The sequence below is a fragment of the Draconibacterium halophilum genome (assembly GCF_010448835.1).
Classification (GTDB): domain Bacteria; phylum Bacteroidota; class Bacteroidia; order Bacteroidales; family Prolixibacteraceae; genus Draconibacterium; species Draconibacterium halophilum.
The window spans coordinates 502,446-522,559 of the sequence record NZ_CP048409.1 but is presented as its reverse complement, the minus strand read 5'-3'; the positions used below and the strand labels follow the sequence as shown (position 1 = coordinate 522,559).

Annotated in this window: 12 protein-coding genes and 1 pseudogene; 10 read left to right on the top strand and 3 right to left on the bottom strand. The window is 42.0% G+C overall.

Annotated features, from left to right (window positions below; all coding sequences use genetic code 11):
- The first annotated feature begins 5 nt into the window (after window positions 1-5).
- The 10 genes from G0Q07_RS01995 (at window position 6) to G0Q07_RS01950 (ending at window position 18,459) form a co-directional block, all read left to right on the top strand.
- On the top strand, window positions 6-1,013 hold the full coding sequence (locus G0Q07_RS01995; RefSeq protein WP_163344504.1) for an arabinan endo-1,5-alpha-L-arabinosidase: 1,008 nt from the start codon (window positions 6-8) through the stop codon (window positions 1,011-1,013).
- A gap of 47 nt (window positions 1,014-1,060) precedes the next feature.
- Entirely contained in the window at window positions 1,061-2,626 is a 1,566-nt protein-coding gene (locus G0Q07_RS01990) for an alpha-N-arabinofuranosidase (protein ID WP_246222966.1), read from the top strand.
- 6 nt (window positions 2,627-2,632) lie between these two features.
- The gene (locus tag G0Q07_RS01985) at window positions 2,633-4,243 is read left to right on the top strand and encodes an arabinan endo-1,5-alpha-L-arabinosidase (RefSeq protein WP_246222965.1); all 1,611 of its coding nucleotides are present in this window, start codon (window positions 2,633-2,635) and stop codon (window positions 4,241-4,243) included.
- Window positions 4,244-4,269: 26 nt separating this feature from the next.
- Window positions 4,270-5,802, top strand: coding sequence for an alpha-N-arabinofuranosidase (locus G0Q07_RS01980; RefSeq protein ID WP_163344502.1), 1,533 nt, complete (start codon window positions 4,270-4,272; stop codon window positions 5,800-5,802).
- Between the two features lie 701 nt (window positions 5,803-6,503).
- Window positions 6,504-7,934 (top strand): DUF1593 domain-containing protein, encoded by a 1,431-nt coding sequence (locus tag G0Q07_RS01975; RefSeq protein ID WP_163344501.1) that lies wholly within the window; start codon window positions 6,504-6,506, stop codon window positions 7,932-7,934.
- Between the two features lie 157 nt (window positions 7,935-8,091).
- Entirely contained in the window at window positions 8,092-10,593 is a 2,502-nt protein-coding gene (locus G0Q07_RS01970) for a glycoside hydrolase family 3 N-terminal domain-containing protein (protein WP_163344500.1), read from the top strand.
- Window positions 10,594-10,794: 201 nt separating this feature from the next.
- Entirely contained in the window at window positions 10,795-13,134 is a 2,340-nt protein-coding gene (locus G0Q07_RS01965) for a glycoside hydrolase family 3 protein (RefSeq protein ID WP_163344499.1), read from the top strand.
- Between the two features lie 190 nt (window positions 13,135-13,324).
- Window positions 13,325-15,553 carry a DUF5916 domain-containing protein gene (locus G0Q07_RS01960; RefSeq protein WP_163344498.1) on the top strand — a complete coding sequence of 743 codons (2,229 nt, stop codon included), beginning with the start codon at window positions 13,325-13,327 and terminating at the stop codon, window positions 15,551-15,553.
- A gap of 58 nt (window positions 15,554-15,611) precedes the next feature.
- Complete coding sequence (locus G0Q07_RS01955; RefSeq protein WP_246222964.1) at window positions 15,612-17,228, top strand: glycoside hydrolase family 43 protein; 1,617 nt, start codon at window positions 15,612-15,614, stop codon at window positions 17,226-17,228.
- A 160-nt stretch (window positions 17,229-17,388) separates the two neighbouring features.
- Window positions 17,389-18,459: a sugar phosphate isomerase/epimerase family protein gene (locus G0Q07_RS01950; protein ID WP_163344497.1), complete on the top strand. Its 1,071-nt coding sequence runs from the start codon at window positions 17,389-17,391 to the stop codon at window positions 18,457-18,459.
- A 265-nt stretch (window positions 18,460-18,724) separates the two neighbouring features.
- On the opposite strand, the gene G0Q07_RS20175 is transcribed toward G0Q07_RS01950, so the two are convergent.
- The 3 genes and pseudogenes from G0Q07_RS20175 to G0Q07_RS01940 all read right to left on the bottom strand — a co-directional run bounded on the left by G0Q07_RS20175 (window position 18,725) and on the right by G0Q07_RS01940 (window position 19,963).
- Window positions 18,725-19,075: a hypothetical protein gene (locus G0Q07_RS20175; protein WP_394366529.1), complete on the bottom strand. Its 351-nt coding sequence runs from the start codon at window positions 19,073-19,075 to the stop codon at window positions 18,725-18,727.
- Window positions 19,076-19,158: 83 nt separating this feature from the next.
- A pseudogene (locus G0Q07_RS20165) lies at window positions 19,159-19,520 on the bottom strand (relaxase/mobilization nuclease domain-containing protein).
- Window positions 19,521-19,618: 98 nt separating this feature from the next.
- Entirely contained in the window at window positions 19,619-19,963 is a 345-nt protein-coding gene (locus G0Q07_RS01940; RefSeq protein ID WP_163344496.1) for a plasmid mobilization protein, read from the bottom strand.
- Window positions 19,964-20,114: the final 151 nt, after the last annotated feature.

Below are 20,114 nucleotides of genomic sequence, written 5' to 3'. Positions count from 1 at the left end.
GAAAAATGAAACAGATAATTACTTTACTGGCCATAATACTTGTTCTTTCCGGAAAAGTATTGGCCCAAAACATTGTTGTACACGATCCTGTAATGATTAAGGAAAACGACACCTACTACCTATTTTGCACAGGATGGGGAGTTAGCGTTTGGTCATCAACCGACATGGTTAACTGGACCGAAGAAAAACCCGTGTTTAAAGATACTCCGAAATGGGCACTCGAAGCGGTGGAAGGTTTTAAAGGTCACATCTGGGCTCCGGATATCGCTTTTTTAAACGACCAGTACTACCTCTATTATTCTGTTTCATCGTTCGGAAAAAATACTTCGTGTATTGGCTTGGCAACTAACAAAACGCTCGATCCAAACGATCCTGATTTTGAATGGATAGACCACGGAAAAGTGATTCAGTCTTTTCCCGGGAAAACAAACTGGAATGCCATCGACCCCAATTTAATTGTTGACAAAGATGGTACACCTTACATGAGTTTTGGCTCATTTTGGGATGGTTTAAAACTTGTAAAACTGACACCCGATGCTAAAACCGTTGCTGAAAATTTGAACGATATTCCAACCATTGCTTCGCGCAAATCATCTTCATACGAACCCAATCCAACATCTGTTGACGACAACCCGGTTGATGCCGGAGCAAATGCTATTGAAGCACCGTTTATCTTTAAAAAAGGCGATTACTACTACCTTTTTGCATCTATAGATTATTGCTGCAAAGGAGTGGAAAGTACTTATAAAATGATTGTAGGAAGATCGAAAGAAATTCCAGGCCCGTATCTCGATAAAGAAGGAAAAGATATGGCAACCGGAGGTGGCAACATTATACTTCAGGGCAATAAAAACTGGCACGGCGTTGGACACAACTCTGCTTATACCTTTAACGGAAAAGACTACCTTGTTTATCATGCCTACGATGCGAATGATAACGGAGCACCAAAGCTACAGATAAAAGAATTGGAATGGGACAGCAATGACTGGCCTGCTGTAAAAGAAACTAATTAATATTTAACCTAATGATCAGCCAATTAAAACTTATAAGCTTACATGTAATGATACTAGCAGCATTATTCTCGGGAAAATTATCGGCTCAGGAAAATGCACGGATAAAAATTGATATCGATCGTCAGATTGGAACTATAAACGAGAATATTTACGGAAATTTTGTTGAGCACCTTGGCCGATGCGTATACGGTGGTATTTATGATCCTGATTCGCCACTTTCAGATGAAAACGGGATTCGCACCGATGTACTGGAAGCCGCAAAAGGACTGAATATTCCATTAACGCGCTATCCGGGAGGAAACTTTGTATCGAACTACCACTGGAAAGATGGTGTAGGGCCAAAACAAGATCGCCCGCCACGAATGGAGCTGGCCTGGGAGCGTTTGGAAACCAACCAGTTTGGCACCAACGAGTTTATCGACTACGCCAAACAATTGGGCACCGAACCTTACTTTGCCGTAAACCTGGGAACAGGAACCATTAAAGAAGCCCAGGAATGGGTGGAATACTGCAACGTAAAAGAGGGTCCATACTATGCCGAGTTACGAAAAAAACATGGCTACCCGGAACCACACAACATAAAATATTGGAGCCTTGGTAACGAAATGGACGGCTTTTGGCAAATGGGGCACCTGAATGCTGAAGACTACAGCAAAAAAGCCCGCGAAGCTGCCAAACTTATGCGATTAACCGATCCCAACATTGAGTTGATTGCGGCAGGTGCATCTAATTTCAGACCCGGTAGCGATCCGCACGAATGGAATGCAACTGTTTTGGCCGAACTACGTGATGTGGTTGATTACATTGCATTGCATATGTACGTTGGAAATCACCAGGACAATTATTATAATTTCGTTTCTTCCCCACTTGTATTGGAAGAACGAACACAGGTGGTAAAAGGAATGATTCAGCGTGAAATGGAAAAAGCCAACCGTGGAGATCGCGATCCGATTTACATTGCCTGGGACGAATACAACATTTGGTACCGCTGGCGACAAGATGAAACCATGTCTGGCGAACGCGCGCTTGAAGAACGTTACAACCTGGAAGATGCACTGGTAATCGCAGGTTTTCTAAATGCATTTATCCGTAACGCCGATATTGTAAAAATGGCTAATATGGCACAATTGGTAAATGTTATCGCACCAATTTTTGCCGAAAAAGATGCAATGTTCAAGCAAACCATTTATTATCCTCTGCAACTTTTTGCCAACAACATGTTTGGAACGGCATTGGATGCTTATGTGGATTGCGAAACCTACGATACCGACGAGTTTTTTCTGGGACTGGCAGAGCAAGCCACTCAACAAAGTAACGTTCCCTACCTCGATGTATCGGCTGCCTACCAGAATGGCGAAGTAGTGATCGGTGTTGTCAACCGTCACCTCGACAAAGCCATTTCTACCGATATTATTTCGCAGGAAGGCTTGTTCGACGGCGAATTTGAAGTATTCGAAGTAAACGGTTCTGACATTAAAGCTGAAAATGATTTTGATAAAACAAACGTTGAAACCGAACAAAAAGACACGTTGAAAGTAAAAAAATCAGAACAGTTTACTTACGCATTTCCACCGCACTCGTTTACTTTGCTTAAAGGTAAAATTGTAAAATAAAGTACTTTGAATCAATCAATTTATAAACATATAATATATCTGATCGCAATTGCCTTGTTTGTAGTCGCTTGCGACTCAGACTCGGTGGTTGATCCCGAGCCGGAACCCAAGCCGGAAGAAAAAGAATCACCACCACGAAATGAGCATTTTGTCGGCCCAGGCTATTCCGATAATTATACATCGATTTCAAGTTGGGCACAACGCGATCAGTGGAATCTTGCCAATGTACACGATCCAACAATAGCGAAAAGTGGCGATTACTATTACATGTACCAAACCGATGCATCGTATGGTAATGCACACGATGGACATGGACATTTTCCTTATCGCCGCTCGCAAGATCTGGTGAACTGGGAATTCCTGGGAACAGCTTTCGAAACCGTTCCGGCCTGGGTAAAAGATTCGCTCAACAGCAAACGGGCACAAATGACTCCACCCTTATCGCCAATTGATAATCCTGATTATGGATATTGGGCACCGTGCATTCGTAAAGTGGGGAATAAATACCGCTTTTATTACAGCATCGTTGTAACCAATCCAATTGTTGGCAGTTCTACCGAAACATCGTGGACAGAACGTGCGTTTATTGGTTTGGCTGAATCGGATGACCTGGAATCTAACGTGTGGGAAGACAAAGGCATGGTTGTTTGTTCAGTGCCTGATGGCCTGGAAACCTATACCCGCACAAATGGCAATGACTGGAGTGGCTATTTTAAGTTTAATGCCATCGATCCCAGTTTTATTGTTACGCCCGAGGGTGAACATTGGCTAATTTACGGCTCATGGCATAGTGGTATTGCTGCTGTTCAACTCGATCCTGAAACCGGAAAACCATTCAAATTGGAAGAGCTGGAAGATTACGGCGTACGAATTGCCGGTCGTGGAAATGTAGCTACAAACCGCTGGCAGGCATTGGAAGCACCCGAAATTATTTACAACGAAGAAACGGGTTATTATTACTTATTTCTGGCTTACGATGAGCTTTCAGTAGCATACAATACACGTGTTGCCCGATCAGAAAATATTACCGGACCATATTACGGAATCAATGGTGCAAACATCACAAACGGCGACGAATGCTGGCCGATGCTCACACATCCATATAAATTTTCGGGAAGCAACGGATGGGTAGGAATTTCGCATTGTTGCATTTTCCGGGATACGGAAACCGGTCAGTGGTACTTTTCGTCGCAGGGAAGACTGCCTGAAGGAGTTGCCGGAATTAATGCTTCAAATGCAGTAATGATGGGACAGGTTCGTGCCATTGAATGGACAGAAGACGGCTGGCCGGTGGTTATGCCCGAACGCTATGCCGCTGTTCCGCAACTTGAATTGGCCGACGATGCCATGTGGGGAACTTACGAGCTGATTACCATGAATTACGAATATCAAACCCAGCAAACATCTACAACTTTTAAACTGAATTCTGATGGTTCGGTAAGTGGTACAATGTCAGGGCAGTGGTCGCTCAATACCGAAGAAGGAATTCTAACAATTGGCAACCTGAAATTTATTGTTCGGGATGGCTACGATTGGGAAACTTCGCCCAGAAAAGCTACTTTAGTGCTGTCTGGATTAACCGCTCAAGGCCAGCCTATGTGGGGTAAAAAATTATAGTAAAACAAACATTAAATAACTTAATCATGTCAAATTTAAAAATCACTTTATCTGCCATTCTTATTCTTGCCGCATCGGTGTCTTTTGCTCAAAGCACGCTTCATCTGCACACCGATCAGGCAGATACAAAAATCAACAAAGAAATTTATGGTCATTTTGCCGAGCACCTTGGCCGCTGTATTTACGGTGGTATTTACGTAGGTGAAAATTCCGATATCTCGAATACCCGTGGTTTCCGCGATGATGTAATTGTTGCACTTCAGGATATGGATATTCCGATATTGCGCTGGCCCGGAGGATGTTTTGGAGATACCTACCACTGGAAAGACGGGATTGGCCCGAAAGACGAGCGCCCTTCAATGGTAAATATTCACTGGGGTGGAGTTACCGAAGACAATAGCTTTGGAACACACGAATTCCTCGATTTTTGTGACATAATTGGCGCCGAACCATATATCAACATTAATGTTGGATCGGGAACCGTACAGGAAGCTTCGGAGTGGGTAGAATACGTTACCTCATCAAACGTTAGTCCAATGACAGATTTGCGTAAAAAGAATGGCCGTGAAGAACCCTGGGATGTTAAATACTGGGGAATTGGAAACGAAAACTGGGGATGTGGAGGAAACATGACACCGGAATATTATTCTGATTTATACAATCGTTTTGCCAGTTATTGCGGTGGTGCCCGATATAAAATTGCGGGCGGACCAAATATCGCTGATTACAACTGGATGGAAGTATTAATGCAAAAGACCATGCGTCACCCGCACCTGGTTCAGGGAGTTTCGTTGCACGCCTATACCTTTACCACTTCGTGGGAAAATAAAGGACACGCTACCGATTTTGGCGAAAAAGAGTGGATTTCGGTACTGAACAACACCTTGAATATGGAAACACTGGTTAACCGTCATTCAACCATTATGGACAAATACGATCCTAATAAACGAGTTGGTTTGATCGTTGACGAATGGGGCAACTGGTTTAATGTGGAAGAGGGTACAAACCCAGGTTTCCTTTACCAGCAAAATACCTTACGCGACGCGTTAGTTGCAGGTATCAATCTGAATATTTTTAACAACCATGCCGACCGTGTAAAAATGAGTAACATTGCACAAACCGTTAACGTTTTACAATCGGTTATTCTTACCAAAGAAGACGAAATGGTGTTAACACCAACTTACTATGTGTTTAAAATGTACAGCGTTCACCAGGATGCAACACTTATTCCATCGAACCTGAAAACAGGAAAATACAAACTCGACGGAAAATCGGTTCCGAATATACATGCATCGGCTTCAACAAAAGACGGCGTTGTTTCAATAACACTTTGTAACCTGAATCCAAACGAAAGCGAATCGATTGAAATTAATGTAACCGGAGATGATTTTGCATCGGCAAACGGACAGATCATTACTTCGGATAAAATGAATAACTATAACGATTTTGGCAGGCAGGAAACGGTAAGCTTAAAAGACTTTGATGTGGCAACACCAAAAGACGGTAAGTTAACCGTTGAGCTACCATCAAAATCAGTTGTATTAGTACAACTACAATAAGCGATTATCGTTTTACAAAATAGAAAAGGAAGCAGTTGCTTCCTTTTTTTGTGCCCGGAAAAAATTATTTGCAATCGCTATATTTCTATATTTTTTTTGGGCTATCCTGAGAATCAGTGAATAAACGTTGTATGAAGTATAGTGATAAAAATCTACATGATCTCGAATGGAACACTTTTCGAGCAGGCAACAAGGAGTCATTTGCGTACTTTTTCAACCTACATATTGATGCACTTTTTCAATAAGGCATTAAAATTATAGCCGATGAAGATTCGGTTAAAGATGCCATTCAGGAAGTTTTTCTTGATTTGTACCTGAAACGAAATTCCAACTCTGCTGATCCTTACAGAATAAAGAAAATTCTTAAAGTTGACTATCCCCGTGGCAAAGCCACGGGGTATTACGCCAACTTTATTTCAGCTAAATCGCTGAAACTCGAATTTTCTTTATTTCACCCCTCTGTCAGCCATAAAGGCTGACATCTCCCCTCAAACGGGGAGAAAAAGCGGAACCCCATGGCGAAGCCAAGGGGAATTATTAGATTAATATTCTATTTGTTGCTTGCTTTAAAAAACCGATAAACGCATAAAAAAGGGAATTTTATCTTTTCCTTTTTAAACTATTTATAATTTTTAGTAATCAAACAGTTTCATTCGTGGGCGTTTAAAACCCACTAATGAAATACAATAAAACTAGCCAAAATGAAAAACTATTATCATCAACTCAAACGCGTACTGTTTGTATTAATTCTTGTTGTGCCCGTTTTTACCTTGGCGCAAGAAAAACACCGACTAATCGTATTAACAGATATTGAGGCCGATCCCGACGATTCTCAAACATTGGTACGTTTACTATTGTATTCAAACCAAATTGATATTGAGGGGCTTATTGCCACAACTTCTACACATCAGAAAGAACGTGTGGCTCCCGGCACAATTCATAGTATTTTGGAAGCTTATAACAAGGTGCAGCCAAATCTGAAAAAACATGAAGCGGGTTTTCCTCCGGCAGATCAATTACACAGTTTGGTAAAACAGGGACTACCGTTATATGGTATGGAAGGTGTTGGTGAAGACAAGGATTCGGAAGGATCAGAATGGATAATCAAAAAACTTGAAGCAGATGATGATCGTCCCTTGTGGATCTCAGTTTGGGGCGGAACAAATACATTGGCACAGGCACTTTGGAAAATAGAAAATACAAAAAGTAAAATAGAGGCTAGCAGACTTATTTCCAAACTAAGAGTTTACACGATTTCTGATCAGGATGATACTGGTTCGTGGATTAGAAAAACATATCCTGACTTATTTTATATCGTTTCTCCGGGTAGTTATTTTACTGCAACCTGGTGGGCTGTAAAAATGGTTGTGCCGGGAATAGATAACACGGTTGTAAGTAACCAGTGGCTGGCCGATAATATTCAGCAAGGACACGGGCCACTTGGGGCAATGTACCCCGATGTTGCTTATGGCATGGAAGGCGATACACCATCATGGTTAAACCTGATATTAAACGGCTTAAATAATCCCGAACACCCTGACTGGGGCGGCTGGGGTGGCCGCTATGAACTTTATCTGCCAGATGTTCAGGCAGGTTTTGGCGATATACCGAACACAGAGGAAACCAGGCCGATATGGACGGATACTGATGATACTTTTACTCCATATGTACCTAATGAATATGGTCGTGCCATTCGAAAAGATACGCTTACATTTACAGATAATCAGGTTACGTTGTGGCGCTGGCGCGATGACTTTCAAAATGATTTTGCCGCAAGAATGGATTGGTGTATAAAATCGTTTGAAGAGGCCAACCACCCGCCGGTTCCTGCATTAGGTACTCCGGATGAGTTTACTGTGAAATCAGGTGAAATATTTAGCCTCGATGCCAGTGGAACAACAGATCCTGATGGAGATAATTTAAGCTACTTGTGGTTTCAATATCCCGAAGTTGGTTCTTACGATAAAGAAATACGTTTTAGACTTGCCGAGAACCTTTATAATGTACATACAATTGAAGCTCCTTCAGTTGAAAAGCCTGAAACCATACATTTTATATTGAAAGTTTCAGACAAGGGAACACCAGCTTTGTCAAGATATAAGCGCGTTATTGTAACGATAGATCCTGAATAAATTAGGAATTTTTATCACATGCTAAAGCCTGTTTGAGAATCACGATAATTTGACTAAAATATTAAAATTGGATATTGAATTGAAAGAAGATAAAAAATAGAAACTAACGATTGAACCGGCCATAAACGATTTATTAAACCAGTAAAAGGAAATAACCATGAACTTATTTAAAACCTATGCTTCCGAAGTAAAAAACCTGTTAATTCTGATTCTGTTTTCAAGTCTTACAACCCTGTTTTTTAGCTGTAATAAAGTTGAAGATTATCCACGGGAATCAGATCCGCTGGGATCAGGCAAGGTAAAGTGGTCTGAATCACAAACTCCGGACGGCTGGATAAATGTTGAAAATGAAGCAGGAACTACCCTGGGTTATTCAAAGAGTTCCGGACTAAAACTCATTCAGGTTGATGGATATGCGTTTAAAGATCTCAATAGAAACAATCTGCTCGATAAGTTTGAAGATTGGCGACTCGACTATGAAACAAGGGCAAAAGCCATGGCCGATGAATTTACGGTTGAACAGATGATGGGGATGAAAATGAACCCCTTTGGCGCTTGGAAGGTAAATCCAGATACACTTGATACCATCATTAAGGAGTCATTGGGCCTGGCTTACCGTCAGCTGCGGGCGCCGCGTGGTGGTGCAAATGACTCACGAACAAAGGTGAATTGGAATAACATGGTGCAGGAATACATTGAAGGCCTTGAAAGTATAGTCTGTTTACCTGCAGTTTGGATCGATGATCCACGGTCGGGTGACGTGTCAAACTGGCCAAGCAATCTTGGTTTAGCGGCAACATTTGATCCTGAAATTGGAGCTCAGTACGGCAGAATGATGTCGGAAGAGTGGCGTGCCATGGGAATATCAATGCAGGTGGCAACACAAATGGACCTGGCAACCGAACCACGCTGGAAACGAATTCCCGGCACATTTGGTGAGGACCCGGCCTTATCAATGGATTTAGCCAGAGCCGTAATCAACGGATGGCAATCTACCTACGATGAACAAGGAAATGATTTGGGCTGGGGCAAACACAGTGTAAACAACCAGATGAAACATTTTCCGGGAGACGGCGCCGCCGAAGGAGGCCGCGAATCGCATACACGCGATGGAGCTTATAACGTATTTCCCGGCGGACAATTTTTTACGCATATTCTGCCATTTATTGCCTGTATGGATTTGCCGGGAGAAACCCAAACGGTATCGGCTGCCATGACCAACTATTCCATAGGAATTAAAGCAGATGGTTCGCCAATAGGAGATGAGCGTTTAGCCACAAGTTACAGCTCGTACAAAATCAAACATTTGTTAAGAGACAAGTATAACTGGGATGGCTACATACTCACCGATTTTGGTATTCTAACCAGCAAAAATTATGGTGTAGAAGATCTTACCCCGGTTGAAAAGAGGTTGGCGACCCTGGAAGCCGGATGTGATGCCTTTGGAGGCGAAGGCGGAGACGGGCAGGAAAGTGTTGATTTAGCAATGGAAGCTCATGAATTGGGAGTTGCCAAACTGGGTAAAGCCGAAATGGATAAGATTATGAAAAAATCTACTGAGCGTATACTCACAACTCACTTCAATATTGGTATTGTTGATAATCCATACCTTGATCTTGAAGTGGCCAAATCTACCTCTTTAAAACCGGAGCATGAAGCAGCAGGATATCAGGCGCACCTTAAATCAATTGTAATGTTGAAAAACAGCAATGGCATTATTCAAAAGGCAACAACAGGCGCGCAAAAGCCAAAAGTGTATATTCCTCGGGTTTTTGTACCAGCAACCGGTGGGTGGACAAGGACTCCGGCATCTGCGAAGCCAGGATTCGACCTCGAAGTAGCTGGTGAATATTTTAACGTTGTAACCGATAATTTTGCTGATGAGTACACAGGTTCTGCAGATAATGAAGGAAATCCAACGCTTTCTCCAAATGATATTATACATGCATCAAAAGATGAAATAACTAATTGCGATTTTGCAATTGTTAGAATCAGTAATCCCAAAAACGGAAACCCAACATTTATGGAGTCCGGTGGCATGAGAGATGGCCCTGGTTCTGCAGGAAGTATAACCGATCGAGAGGAGTATACCTACCTACCAATTTCGTTGCAATATCGACCTTACACTGCAAACTCAGAATTCGTGCGCCGTGAGTCGCTCGGTGGAGACAGGATTGAGGAAACTGAAAACGGAACAACAAAACTAGTGAAAGAGAATCGATCGTATTTTGGCGAGACCGGAATCATTACCAATGAAAGTCACCTGGATCTAGTGCTGAACACCGCATCTGCAGCCAAAAAAACAATTGTAGTGGTGGATATGTCGAATCCAATGGTTTTTGATGAATTTGAGAGCGAGGTAGATGCAATAATAGTAGGATTTGGCGGTAACCGGTCTGCCAATTTGCCCGATAAAACCTTCCTTGAGGTTATTACCGGACAAGTTGAGCCAACAGGACTTTTGCCACTTCAGATGCCTGCAAATATGGAAACTGTAGAGGCGCAATTTGAAGATGTACCCCGGGATATGGAATGTTATATTGACAGCGATGGTAACACCTACGACTTTGCATTTGGACTAAACTGGTGGGGTGTAATAAAAGACAACCGTACTGCGAAGTATGATGTTCCGCCTATTGTTGGAGAAGCACCTAACTAAGAATTGACGGTATGCCAACAAGGCTGGTATTTTGATCCTTAACTAAACCCGGCTCTCATAAAAAAGTATTGATAGCATTAATTTCTATTGAAAATAGTTTAGTTGAAATTATTCAGGAAAATATTTTACCTGCATTTAAACTATTCATTCATTATAGGGTCTCATAATTTGTAACTAATCATTTAATAACTAACCAATTCTATGAAAACTTGTACTAAAACTACATTCACCAAAATTTTAATATTTGTCGTTCCATTCTTGCTGTTTGGCTGTGGAGCAAAATGGTCCGAGGAGCAAAAAGAAGGATTCAATCTGGTGTATAACGAAGGAGGTCTGACTTTGGGTTATTCTCCGTCATCAGGTGTAAGTATCATCGAAAATAAAGGTTTTGCATTTAAAGACCTGAATAAAAACGGTGAACTTGATAAGTATGAAGACTGGCGTTTAACCTTTGACGAAAGAGCTCAGAATCTTGCTTCGCAAATGTCGGTTGAGCAAATTGCAGGGCTCATGCTGTACAGTGCCCATCAATCTATTCCCGGAAGAAGTGGTGGCCGAAGAGGTTTTGGCGGTGCAACATACAATGGCAAGTCACTGGCCGAAAGTGGTGCCGAATCGAGTGATCTTTACGATCAACAAATAAAATTCCTTACTGAAGACAATCTGCGGCATGTATTAATTACCTCAGTGGAATCACCGGCGGTAGCTGCAAAATGGAACAACAATATGCAGGCGTTGGTTGAAAGTATCGGTCTGGGGATTCCCGGTAATAACAGTTCCGATCCTCGTCACCGCACCTCAGCAGATGCGGAATTTAATGAAGGCGCCGGCGGACAAATTTCAATGTGGCCTACTTCTCTGGGTATGGCCGCTACATTCAATCCTGAATTGGTAGAGAATTTTGGAGATATTGCTGCAACAGAATACCGGGCACTGGGAATCGCTACCGCACTTTCTCCTCAAATCGACCTGGCAACCGAACCTCGCTGGGGACGTTTCAGTGGAACCTTTGGGGAAGATCCACAACTCGACCGCGATATGGCCCGCGCCTATGTTGATGGATTTCAAACATCAGAAGGCGATGCCGAAATTGAAGGCGGCTGGGGATACAACAGTGTAAATGCCATGGTAAAACACTGGCCCAGCGGCGGTCCTGAAGAAGGAGGACGCGATGCACATTTTTCCTACGGAAAATATGCCGTTTACCCGGGTAATAATTTTGATGAACACCTGATCCCTTTTACCGAAGGTGCCTTCAAACTTGATGGTGCAACAGGAATGGCATCGGCAGTAATGCCTTACTATACCATCTCATTTGGAATAGATCAGGGGAATGGGGAGAACGTAGGAAACAGCTATAATAACTACATCATCCAGGATTTATTAAGAGATAAGTATGGTTACGACGGTGTTTTATGCACCGATTGGGGAGTAACAAAAGATTACAACAACATCACTTCTTTTGGCACAACACCGTGGGGAGCCGAAAAATTAACTGTAGCTGAAAGGCATTATAAAATTATTATGGCCGGAGTTGATCAGTTTGGCGGGAACAACGATATGGGACCTGTGATAGAAGCCTATAACATGGGAGTAGAAGAACATGGCGAAGAATTTATGCGCAATCGTTTTGAAAAATCTGCAGTACGTTTACTAAGAAATATATTCCACACAGGACTGTTTGAAAATCCTTACCTCGATAGTGCAGAAACAGAAAGAACTGTTGGTAATGCTGAATTTATGGCTGCCGGTTACCAGGCACAACTGAAGTCGGTGGTGATGCTTAAGAACGCACAAAACAGTCTGCCAATTCAACCAGAGGCTAAAGTCTATGTTCCCAAAAAATATTATCCCGCCAGCCAGGGGATGTTTGGATTTGGTGGCTCTGAAGCTCGTTGGGATTATCCGGTTAGCCTGGATATTGTAAATAAATATGCCTCGGTTACTGAAACTGCTACCGATGCCGATTACGCCCTGTTATTTATCAACAGCCCGAATGGAGGAAGTGGTTACAGCACCGACGATGTGGAAGCAGGTGGAAATGGGTATGTACCTATTAGTCTGCAGTACAGCGAATATACTGCCACACATGCCCGCGAAGTAAGTATCGCAGGTGGTGATCCGCTGGAAGACTTTACCAACCGGTCGTACAAAGGAAAAACTACCACTGCAACAAATACAGCCGATCTCGATCTTGTTTTGGAAACAAAAAAAGCAATGGGCGACAAGCCGGTAATTGTGGTCGTAAATGTTTCAAATCCAATGGTTTTTGCCGAATTTGAAAAAGCTGCCGATGCCATTGTTGTTAGTTTTGGCGTTCAGGATCAGGCAATAATGGATATTCTTAGTGGAAAAGCAGAACCCTCGGGGCTGCTGCCTATGCAAATGCCGGCAAATATGAAAACCATTGAAGAACAGTTTGAAGATGTTCCCCACGATATGGAATGTTACGTTGATGCACAGGGCAACACCTACGATTTTGCTTTTGGATTGAACTGGAGCGGAGTAATTAACGATGAACGTGTATCAAAATACAAATAAACAACTGAAAATAAACCAAAAAAGTAGCTAACTCTACAGTAAACATTTCTCTTTACGATTGCAGGAAGTTGTTTTTCGGAATGCGGGGTTGATAATATTTGTTTTACCGATTTACAATATTTTAGCGACCAACTTCTTAGAGATCGTGCATTTCCCCAAACGTTTACTGTTACCATTAAACTATTTAACGATGAATAGAAAAAAACTTAACGCTCTTTGCGTATTGGCCTTTTTATTGGCCGGATTAAGCGTAACTGCCCAGAATGAAATAGCCATTAAACCCCTCTCTGGCGAACTGAATTTTGATGGACAAGTGTCCGAACCCGAATGGAAACTAAGTCAGGATTTCCAAATGATGATGCATTACCCGGTATATAATAATACTCCAACAGAAAAGAGTGAGGTATACATTACTTTTGATGATACCTATCTGTGGATTGGGGCCGTGCTTCACTATAATGATATTAACAACGTAGTATCAACAAGTAAAAAACGCGATGAAGTTTCGGAAAACTCTGATGCTTTTGGAATTGTGCTCGACTCGTATAACGACAACGAAAACGGGCTGGCATTTTTTACCATGCCATCAGGACTAAAGATCGACTATGCCATTTCGAATGACGGCCAGGGTGGAGGCCCAGGACCGGGTGGAAGTAAAAATTATACCTGGAACTCGTATTGGGATGTTAAAACAGTAACTACCGAAAATGCCTGGCACGTTGAAATGCGTATCCCATTTTCAAGTTTACGGTTTCAAAGCGTAAACGACATTACAAAAATGGGGCTGATTATTAACAGGAATATTAGTCATCGCAACGAAATAGCCACTTATCCAGCAATCGACACCAAATACGGCCGCGATGCAAACTTACGTCCTTCGTTAAGCCAGACCATCGTTTTCGAAGGAATTAAATCGCGTAATCCGGTTTATATTTCACCGTATGTTTTGGGAGGTACATCAAAAAACTACGAACTGAACGAGAACGGAACGGAATATGTCAGCAACAACGATCCTGAATTCACTGGCGGGCTTGATGTAAAATACAACCTGAACAACAATCTTACGCTCGACTTTACTGTAAATACCGATTTTGCCCAGGTTGAAGCCGATGATGAGATGGTAAACCTGACCCGCTATTCCTTGTTTTTCCCTGAGAAAAGACTCTTTTTCCAAGAACGATCCGGAGTTTTTAGTTTCGACCTTGGAGGCCCGCAAGACCTGTTCTACAGCCGCAACATTGGTATTTCGCCCCAAGGCGATGTGGTAGATATATTAGGAGGTGCCCGTCTGGTTGGGCGAGCGGGAAAATGGGATATAGGCTTTTTAAATATGAACACTCAGAAATATAACGGCAGTCCGGCAGAAAATTTTGGAGTAGCACGGCTTAGAAAACAAGTAATCAATGAAAATTCATACGTGGGTGGTATAGTAACATCGCGCATTGATTTTGATGGAAACTACAATGTTGCCTATGGTCTCGACGGTATTTTTAAACTTACCGATGTGGATTATCTGGATGTAAAAATTGCCCAAACACAAGATAAAAATACCGATGCCGAAACCATGTCTCTAGATCCAACCTATATGGCAATTGGTATTGAACGACGCTCTGAAAAAGGAATTATTTACCAGGGTAAGTATGCTTATTGGGGCAAGAGTTTCGATCCGAAAGCCGGTTTTATGTTTTTGAATAACATTCACGAAACCCGTGGACAACTGGGCTATGGTTGGTTTCCTGCCGAAAAATCGCCGGTGTTTAACGGCTATTTGGGTGTTGATTTTGAAATGACAAGCCGGATTGAAGATGGTGAAATTGAAAATATGGAAATATCACCCGAATTCAAGATGGACTTTAAAAACGGATATGGTTTCTTTACTTCACTGGGTTTTAAAAAAGAAAGCTTGCTGTGGGATTTTCATCTGGGCGAAGAGGCATTTGTTCCGGCTGGTGATTATACATACTGGAATTTCAGAGGAATGTTATTCAGCCCGAGAACCAAAAAACTGGTTACCAGCATGGGACTCGGATTGGGCGAATTCTACGATGGTAACAAGTTTTCTCTTGAATTAGAACCTGAACTTAACGTATCAGCAAGTTTGCAGCTTTCTGCCACCTATCAGCTCGACAAGATTGAGTTTTCAACGCGCAATCAAAAGTTTACCAATAATATTGCCCGTGTTAAAGCCACTTATATGCTGAATACAAAAGTTTCGGTTAGCTCATTTGTTCAGTACAACGAGTTAGACAATATTATCCTCACAAATCTCAGATTGAGGTATAATCCACGCGATGGAAACGATTTCTATTTTGTATTTAACGATTTAAGAAATGCCGACAAATCAGGAGCTAATCCGAAATTACCAAAATACCTCAGCCGAACCGTAATGTTGAAATACACACATACTTTTAGGTTGTGATTAAAAGAATATATTAATTTGGAACAAAACTTTATTGATGAATCGTATCAGATCAATCATGAAAAATACTAAAATGAAATTGCCAATGCTTATAAAATGCAAGGTAGTTATGCTGGCTCTTTTTATCAGTTCCAATTTGTTTGGGCAAGTCCCGCCAAATCCGTTTGCAGCAGCACCCGAGCCCAATACATCAGTAACATACAATAATCCCATTTTGCCGGGCTTTTATTCTGATCCGAGTGTTTGCCGTGTTGGCGACGATTATTACCTCATCACCAGCACTTTTGAATACTTTCCCGGAGTTCCGGTTTTTCACAGTAAAGACCTTGTAAACTGGGAACAAATAGGACATTGTATTCACCGGAAAGAACAGATTCCAAACGGGCTGAATATATTTGCAGCAACACTCCGCCACCACAACGGAACATTTTATATGATTACTACCAACATTACCGGTGGCGGCAACTTTTTTGTGACGGCAACTGATCCGGCAGGTCCGTGGTCTGACCCGGTTTGGGTAGATGTTCCGGGAATTGATCCCGACCTGTTTTGGGATGATGATGGGAAAGCTTATGTAATCAGCTCTCCTTTCATTTTGTATGAAATTGATTTAAAAACCGGCGAACTGTCGGAAGGTAGAAAAGTATGGAACGGCACCGGTGGCAGATATGCCGAAGGACCACATATTTACAAAAAAGACGGTTGGTACTATCTGATGGCAGCCGAAGGCGGAACGGAAGCAGCACATCACCAAACAATAGCACGTAGCCACAACATTTTGGGGCCCTACACTGACAATCCGGCAAATCCAATTCTGGCGCATGCCAATGCAGCGGGACAGGGAAATCCTATTCAGGGAGTTGGCCATGCCGATATTATTCAGGCGCACGACAATTCGTGGTGGATTGTTTTTCATGGCTACCGAAGCGTATCGGATAAAGAACATCACACCTTGGGTCGCGAAACCTGTTTGGCACCGGTAACCTGGCCCAAAAACGGTTGGCCTGTGGTAAACGGCAACGGAACAGTTGACGTTGATATGACCTGCCCTACCCTGCCACTGAAACCAGTTGCTGAACCACCATCGAAAGTTGAGTTCGATAATAACGAACTTGGCTTAGACTGGAACTACATTCAGGCACCTGTAAAAAGTAACTTTTCGCTGACTGAAAGGGATGGATTTTTACGTTTAAGAGGAGCTGCCGAAACCATCAGTACCAACAAACCGTCAACCTTTGTTGGCCGCCGGCTAAAACACCATTATTTTACAGCAACTACTCAACTTGAATTTGATCCGAAAAATGAAAATGAAGAAGCTGGGTTGATCCTCCTAAATAACGGTTCGCACTTTGATATTTTGGTAAGCAAAAAAGGAAACGACCGAATTCTGACCGTAAAATTGCAATTTGGGCAAACCGTTTACACATCAAAAGAGTACACCTTAAAATCCGGTCCGGTAAAACTGCGGGTTAGTGGCGATAAAACCACTTTTACCTTTTCGTTTGCACAAGGAAACGACGAATTTACCGAAGTTGAAACCGCCGATGCTAAATTCCTGGCCACCGAAACAGTTGGCTTCTTTACCGGTATTTATGTTGGTCTGTATGCCACAGGGAATGGCAAAGCTTCGGAAACCAACGCCGATTTCGACTGGATTGAATACCTGAAAAATTAAACGAAATATTTTTCTAAACGGAAAGGGCCGCTTCGCAGCAACAGGGCATTCTCTTTTACTTGCGATGCTCAATAACATATGTCGACGATTAAACCTAATAAGTTTCTGACAATCTGAACAGTAGTCAGAATAAAACATTTTATTAACTAAACCACAAATAATGAAATCAAAAAATCAAAATTCCGGAAGTTTTTCCAGAAGATCCTTTATTGGAACATCGGCGGCCGCTTTAACTGCTGCTGCAATTCCGGTGAACTTTGCCATGGCAAGTCCGGCAAGTAAAGGAGACAATCCAAACTCGAACTTTGGAGGCGTGCACATTGGTGCCATCACTTACAGCTGGCGCACAATGCCCGGAGGACTGGAGAACATTGTAAAATATTGCAAAGAATGCGGCATCAGTTCAATCGAATTGATGAGCGGCGACTTGGAAACTTATTTAGGCGCACCCGAAAGTCCGATGATGGAGATTTTTATGGAGATACGCAGGCAGCAGCAAGCTCAACAAGCTGAAGGCAAAGAAGAACAACAACCACAAAGAAGAGGCCGTCCTGAACTTTCACCGGAACAGCAAGCCAGGATGGATAAATACAACGAGGAAGTTCGTGAATTTCGTTTGAATGTAGACATGAAGAAAGTAGCAGCAGCCCAAAAACTGCTGGATGATGCCGGAATAAAACCACACATTGTCAAGTTCTCACCCTCACGATGGTCGGACGAAGAAATAGATTACGCGTTTAAAGTAGCCAAAGCATTGGGCGCAAAAGGTGTTAGCGAAGAAATAAGTGAAGAAGCCGCTAAAAAATTGGGGCCAATTGCCGAGAAACACAGTATGTATGCAGTTTTCCATCAGCACATGCAGTTTGCCGAGGTGGATGGTTTTAGCTACGATAATTTCGTGGGAATATCTCCTGCCGTAATGTTCAACTTCGATTCAGGTCACTATTTTGGCTCAACCGGTAAAAATCCTTGCGATATACTCCGAAAATATCACAACCGGATTTTTAGTATTCATATTAAAGATAAAACCGGACCGGATACCGATCCGCCTAACCAGAACCAGGTTTGGGGACAAGGACAAACGCCACTTGAGGAAGTGCTGCTTCTGATTAAAAAAGAAAAGTGGCCAATCTATTGCGACATTGAGTTGGAATACAACGTAAAACCATGGTCGAATGCCGTTAAAGAAGTAAAAAACTGTGTGAATTACGCCCGTCAGATTTTGATGTAAAATCAAATAGTTTAGTTTAGATTAAAACTTACCCGTCATCGTATAGATGTAAGCTTCCCCAAAAACAGGACAGTAAATTGGCAAGTGTTTTTCCAATACTTTGATGCCGAGTCTCCTTTCGAAGTATGAGGAAGGTGTATTGGCAGCAAAGGGTTCGAACAATTCCAAAACTCTTGTCAATTTGCTGGCTGCGTTTATGCCGTAAGCTTTTGACGGTTGACTGAATTGAAATCAATTTGTTGAAGATTTGGGAAAACCTTATGACCTACATCCGGTACCCTCTGTTCTTTTTCTTCATGGGCTTTATGCGTTGATATGACTCCCTCTTTCGTTGTCTTTCTTCGTCCTTCTCTGCCTGAAGCAGACCTTCTTTTATCAACTGATAGAAAGCCTGGTCCAGTGATGGATTATCAATAACAGCAAAGTATTCCTGTCTCCTATTCTCATCCAAGCTGTACTTAATTTTTGAATAGTTGAACTGCCTGTCAATTTTGGAACCGTTAAATTTTAAATCATTTTTGGTAAACGAAATCCCCTGTACAACATTTGTATTTCCCCGGCATTTGGAGTGTACTGTTATCCCTTCTTTTTTCAGTTTAGCTTCCAGTTCATCCATGTCTTTGCATTTTGGAACAAGTTCTTTCAGGCAGCTATAAATCTCATATTTTGTTTTGTCCGGTTTTTTTAATCGGTGAACTTTTACATTTTCTTTTCCTTTGGCAAAATACAAGTCATTTTTTCGTGGAAGCTCTTTACATATCTTTTCACTACGGTAACGATCGTTTTTATTGGATATCGTTTTCCCAGGTTGTTCACCCTGTTATACACAATGTGAATATGGGGATGCTCCTTATCGTAATGCGGGCTATTATAAACTGTGTTTTTATGACTCCCATTTTGTTTAGGTAATCATCTGCAATTTTTAATAGGAACCCATTATTCAACTTTGCTTTATCCTGAACGGAGAAATCCAATGAAATATGACCTACTGGCTTGCTTACCCTCGAATTGAGTTCTGTTTGAGCAACAAAACTTTTTGTAATCGAATTGGTATTTTTCATACGTACGCCCTCTCCTATTAACAGCTCAGCCGCTTTTTTGGGATCAAGGATATAATTTAATGCTCCGGCAAAGTCTCCACCTGTTGTAATCTTGGCGATCATAGCATTTTGTTTATGATTCGGTCAATTTTACACGCAAGAAACAGATATTCGCGTCGAATGTGATCGTAGCCAAGGGCATTGGCCTTACGTGCAATCTGATTGAGGTTATTGGCCATTCCTGAGAGTTTTCTTATCTCAGCATTCAGTTCGGGTGTAAGGCGTTGAACAACTGTTGTATTCATTATTGACTGCCTGACGAACTCACTTTGTGAAATCCCGGCTTCTTTCGATTTGCCAATAAGGGAGTAATATCCTACGGTCGACAGTTTTACCGTTACCTTATATTTCATCTTCTCATCATCCAATTTTCGTGGACGTCCGCCTTTGTTAAATTGCACCATATTTTATTACCATTTTTTAGACCAACGGGATGCTAACATGGGTTTTGGTCTTACCAAAACATAAACTTGCTATCCTACCTCGAAAGGGTCTTTTTATGGAAATAAAGTTAGGTAACAGAACACAGAAAGAAAACAGCAAAAAAGCTCAATA

Excerpts from the sequence above, each read along its gene's own strand:
- G0Q07_RS01970 (WP_163344500.1), top strand. The coding sequence starts at position 8,092 with ATGAACTTATTTAAAACCTATGCTTCCGAAGTAAAAAACCTGTTAATT.
- G0Q07_RS01960 (WP_163344498.1), top strand. The coding sequence starts at position 13,325 with ATGAATAGAAAAAAACTTAACGCTCTTTGCGTATTGGCCTTTTTATTG.
- G0Q07_RS01980 (WP_163344502.1), top strand. The coding sequence starts at position 4,270 with ATGTCAAATTTAAAAATCACTTTATCTGCCATTCTTATTCTTGCCGCA.
- G0Q07_RS01990 (WP_246222966.1), top strand. The coding sequence starts at position 1,061 with ATGATACTAGCAGCATTATTCTCGGGAAAATTATCGGCTCAGGAAAAT.
- G0Q07_RS01995 (WP_163344504.1), top strand. The coding sequence starts at position 6 with ATGAAACAGATAATTACTTTACTGGCCATAATACTTGTTCTTTCCGGA.
- G0Q07_RS01955 (WP_246222964.1), top strand. The coding sequence starts at position 15,612 with ATGAAAAATACTAAAATGAAATTGCCAATGCTTATAAAATGCAAGGTA.
- G0Q07_RS20175 (WP_394366529.1), bottom strand. The coding sequence starts at position 19,075 with ATGGATGAACTGGAAGCTAAACTGAAAAAAGAAGGGATAACAGTACAC.
- G0Q07_RS01940 (WP_163344496.1), bottom strand. The coding sequence starts at position 19,963 with ATGGTGCAATTTAACAAAGGCGGACGTCCACGAAAATTGGATGATGAG.
- G0Q07_RS01950 (WP_163344497.1), top strand. The coding sequence starts at position 17,389 with ATGAAATCAAAAAATCAAAATTCCGGAAGTTTTTCCAGAAGATCCTTT.
- G0Q07_RS01975 (WP_163344501.1), top strand. The coding sequence starts at position 6,504 with ATGAAAAACTATTATCATCAACTCAAACGCGTACTGTTTGTATTAATT.
- G0Q07_RS01965 (WP_163344499.1), top strand. The coding sequence starts at position 10,795 with ATGAAAACTTGTACTAAAACTACATTCACCAAAATTTTAATATTTGTC.